The organism is Herbaspirillum sp. B65, assembly GCF_000333555.1.
Lineage (GTDB): Bacteria > Pseudomonadota > Gammaproteobacteria > Burkholderiales > Burkholderiaceae_D > Herbaspirillum > Herbaspirillum rubrisubalbicans.
Window position 1 is genome coordinate 1 of record NZ_BADI01000943.1, and the last position, 3059, is coordinate 3059.

At 60.4% G+C, this 3059-nt stretch carries 4 protein-coding genes and 1 pseudogene; all 5 read right to left on the minus strand.

Annotated elements, in window-relative coordinates; all coding sequences use genetic code 11:
* Window positions 1-154 precede the first annotated feature (154 nt).
* The gene (gene fliO / locus I5W_RS21940) at window positions 155-673 is read right to left on the minus strand and encodes a flagellar biosynthetic protein FliO (RefSeq protein WP_441294734.1); all 519 of its coding nucleotides are present in this window, start codon (window positions 671-673) and stop codon (window positions 155-157) included.
* Window positions 674-693: 20 nt separating this feature from the next.
* Window positions 694-1149, minus strand: coding sequence for a flagellar motor switch protein FliN (gene fliN / locus I5W_RS21945; RefSeq protein ID WP_017450943.1), 456 nt, complete (start codon window positions 1147-1149; stop codon window positions 694-696).
* Between the two features lie 2 nt (window positions 1150-1151).
* On the minus strand, window positions 1152-2156 hold the full coding sequence (gene fliM, locus I5W_RS21950) for a flagellar motor switch protein FliM (RefSeq protein ID WP_017450944.1): 1005 nt from the start codon (window positions 2154-2156) through the stop codon (window positions 1152-1154).
* A 29-nt stretch (window positions 2157-2185) separates the two neighbouring features.
* Window positions 2186-2701: a flagellar basal body-associated protein FliL gene (fliL, locus tag I5W_RS21955; RefSeq protein WP_017450945.1), complete on the minus strand. Its 516-nt coding sequence runs from the start codon at window positions 2699-2701 to the stop codon at window positions 2186-2188.
* Window positions 2702-2827: 126 nt separating this feature from the next.
* Window positions 2828-3059, minus strand: a pseudogene (locus tag I5W_RS21960) (flagellar hook-length control protein FliK); the annotation flags it as partial.

The following is a 3059-nucleotide window of genomic DNA, read 5'->3' on the forward strand; positions in this document are numbered from 1 at the left end:
CGTGCCACCTCCCGGTGCGGGCATACTGTTCAAGGCCGGCAGGCCTTGCTGGGCCGAGGCAGCCAGCGGCAGGCACAGCAGTGCCAGCCACCAGTAGCGGCTGCGCAAGAGCGCTGCCGCCCGCTGGGCCAGGAGAGAAAGAGTGCCTTGCGGCTTAGCTTGTGCTGCCATCATTACCCGCACGGTCGCCGTTGCCGGCGCCGCCATTACGTTTGTCCATGGTGTGCTTGAGCCAGTTGGCGAAGCTCGGTCCGCTGCCTTGGCCCGACGGCCCCGCGGCCAGTTCCTGGCGCGGCAGGGTGGCCAGGGCGTTGACGCGACCCGGAGCAACCCCGACCACGATCCACTGCTCACCTACCTCGATGACCATCACTCTTTCGCGCGTGCCCACCGAGACGCCACCGACTACCTNGGCGGCGGCATTGCCGTTGAAGTTCTGGGTCAGGCCGAAGCGCTTGAAGAGCCAGGCCACGCCAGCCATCACGGCCAGCACGACCACCAGTCCGAAGAGCATGGTGAAGACACTGCCGGAAGAAGAGGGGAGCGTGCTGGCGGCGGGTGTGGCTGCCGCGCTGGCGGGAGCGTTCTCGGCCCAGGCTTGGGCACAGCTCAGCAGTAGAACCGATGCCAAGCTTGCCGGGACGGCGCGGGATACAGCGTCAAGACGTTTCATCAAACTGGAGCCGTCCCTGCTCAGCGGTTGAGCTTGCGGATGCGTTCGGCCGGCGTGATGATGTCGGTCAAGCGGATACCGAACTTGTCGTTGACCACCACCACTTCGCCCTGGGCGATCAGGCAGCCGTTGACCAGCACGTCCATCGGTTCACCGGCCATGCCATCCAGTTCCACCACCGAACCTTGCGCCAGTTGCAGCAGGTTCTTGATGGCGATCTTGGTGCGACCCAATTCTACGGTCAGCTGCACCGGGATATCGAGGATGAAGTCGATGTCGTTGGGGGTATTGGTCTTGATATCGGCGGCACTCAAGTCCTTGAAGACGGTGGCCATCGCGGGAGCCGCGCTGATGCCTTTCTCGTCTTCCATCTCGCCTTTCTTTTGCGCTTCTTCGGCCTGGGTCTGCTCGGCCATGGCCGCGCCCCACGGATCGTCTTCCGCTGCGCCTGCGCCTGCTACGTTCTCATCAGCCATTACTAATCTCCTTGAAAGCTTTCCGGTGTTTCTTGATGGGTGATGGACAGCAGTTTTTCCACGCGCAGGGCGTATTGGCCATTGGACTGGCCGTAGCTGCATTCCATCACCGGCACGCCGTCAACCTGTGCCTCGACGGTCGTATTGGTCTGCAGCGGGATCACGTCGCCTACCTGCATGTGCAGCAGGTCGGTAAAGTTGACGCGGGCGGTGCCGAAATTGACGATCAGTTCGACCTCGGCGGTCTGGATCTGCTGCTTCATCAGGCGGATCCAGCGCTTGTCGACTTCCAGTGCCTCGCCTTGCATACTGCTGGTGAGGCGGTCACGCACCGGCTCGATCATCGAGTAGGGCGTGCAGATATGGATTTCGCCCGACACCGGACCGAGCTCAACGGTGAAGGTGGTGGAGACCACGACTTCGTTGGGCGTGGCGATGTTGGCGAACTGGGTATTCATTTCCGAGCGAATGAATTCGAATTCGATCGGATAGATCGGTTCCCACGACTTGGCGTAGGTTTCGAAGGTGATCTCCAGCACGCGCATGATGATGCGCTGCTCGGTGGGCGTGAATTCACGGCCTTCGATGCGGGTATGGAAGCGACCGTCGCCGCCGAACATGTTGTCCACCAGCATGAACACGAACTGCGGGTCGAACACCACCAGCCCGATGCCTCGGAAGGGCTTGATGTGGACCAGGTTCAGGTTGGTCGGCACCACCAGGTTGCGGATGAATTCACTGTACTTGGACACCTTCACCGGACCGACCGAAATCTCGGCGGTACGGTGAATGAAGTTGAACAAGCCGATGCGGAACAGACGCGCGAAACGCTCGTTGATGATTTCCAGCGTGGGCATACGCCCGCGTACGATGCGTTCCTGCGTGGCCAGGTTGTAGGTACGTACCGTACCAGGGGCTTCTTCGACGATTTTTTCTTCGTCTTCATCCCCTGTGACACCCTTTAGAAGGGCATCGACTTCTTCCTGTGATAGAAAATGCTCGGCCATGGTCGTAAATCTCTGACTGCGATGCGGTGTTACTGCTGTTGGATCACGAACGAGGTGTAGAACACGTCGGTGATCTGCGGTCCCTTGCCCTTGCCCGAGAACGGCTCGCCCAACTGGTCGATGATCTCATCGGTAAGCTTGCGCTTGCCCTCGCTGGTGAGCAGATCCGAGGCCTTCTTGCTGGACAGCACCATCAACAGGCGGCTGCGCACCTGCGGCATGTACAGCTTGAGCAATTCGGCGGTCTGGCCGTCAGGCACTTGCAGGGTCATGGCTACTTGCAGGTACTGGTCACCGGTTTCCTGCTGCAGGTTGACCACGAAGGGTTCGATCACCACGAAGGTGGGCGCCTTGGCTTCGGCATGATCGTCGGCATGATCCTCACCCTTCTTGCCCTTGCCCCCCATCATGAAGAAGGCTGCAGCCCCACCGATGACCAGCACCAGCACGGCACCGACGATGATGAAGAGCATCTTCTTGCTCGATTTTGCCGGTGCTGCTTCTGCTTCAGCTCCCTTGGCCGGGGCTTTACCTTTTGTTGCCATCTACTCTTCCTTTCAGTTCGTCAGCGCACAGTGCGGGGATGTCTGCTTATCGGCAGGGAAATCCCATTGTTGAGTCCTTGTGCGGACGAAATTGCCTATTTTGTAAGAATCTCTTGCGTGAAGTGCTCAGGCGAAGGTGTCTACCAGGCCCAGACCGCTGGTGCTCACACTGGCGGTCGTGGTGCCGGTGATCGCGGCATCGCCATCCTGGTCCTGGCCGAAGCTGCCGGAAGACGAATTGCGCGCCTGCGGCTGACCATTGCCGGCACCTTGCTGCTGGTTGGGCATCCCGGTCTGGACATTGGCCTGGCCCAGCTGGATGCCGGCCTGGTCCATCATTCGCGCAGCTTGGCATGCC

Bases quoted from the DNA above. Each gene is read 5' to 3' on its own strand.
- fliN (WP_017450943.1), bottom strand. From the start codon at position 1,149: ATGGCTGATGAGAACGTAGCAGGCGCAGGCGCAGCGGAAGACGATCCG.
- fliM (WP_017450944.1), bottom strand. From the start codon at position 2,156: ATGGCCGAGCATTTTCTATCACAGGAAGAAGTCGATGCCCTTCTAAAG.
- fliL (WP_017450945.1), bottom strand. From the start codon at position 2,701: ATGGCAACAAAAGGTAAAGCCCCGGCCAAGGGAGCTGAAGCAGAAGCA.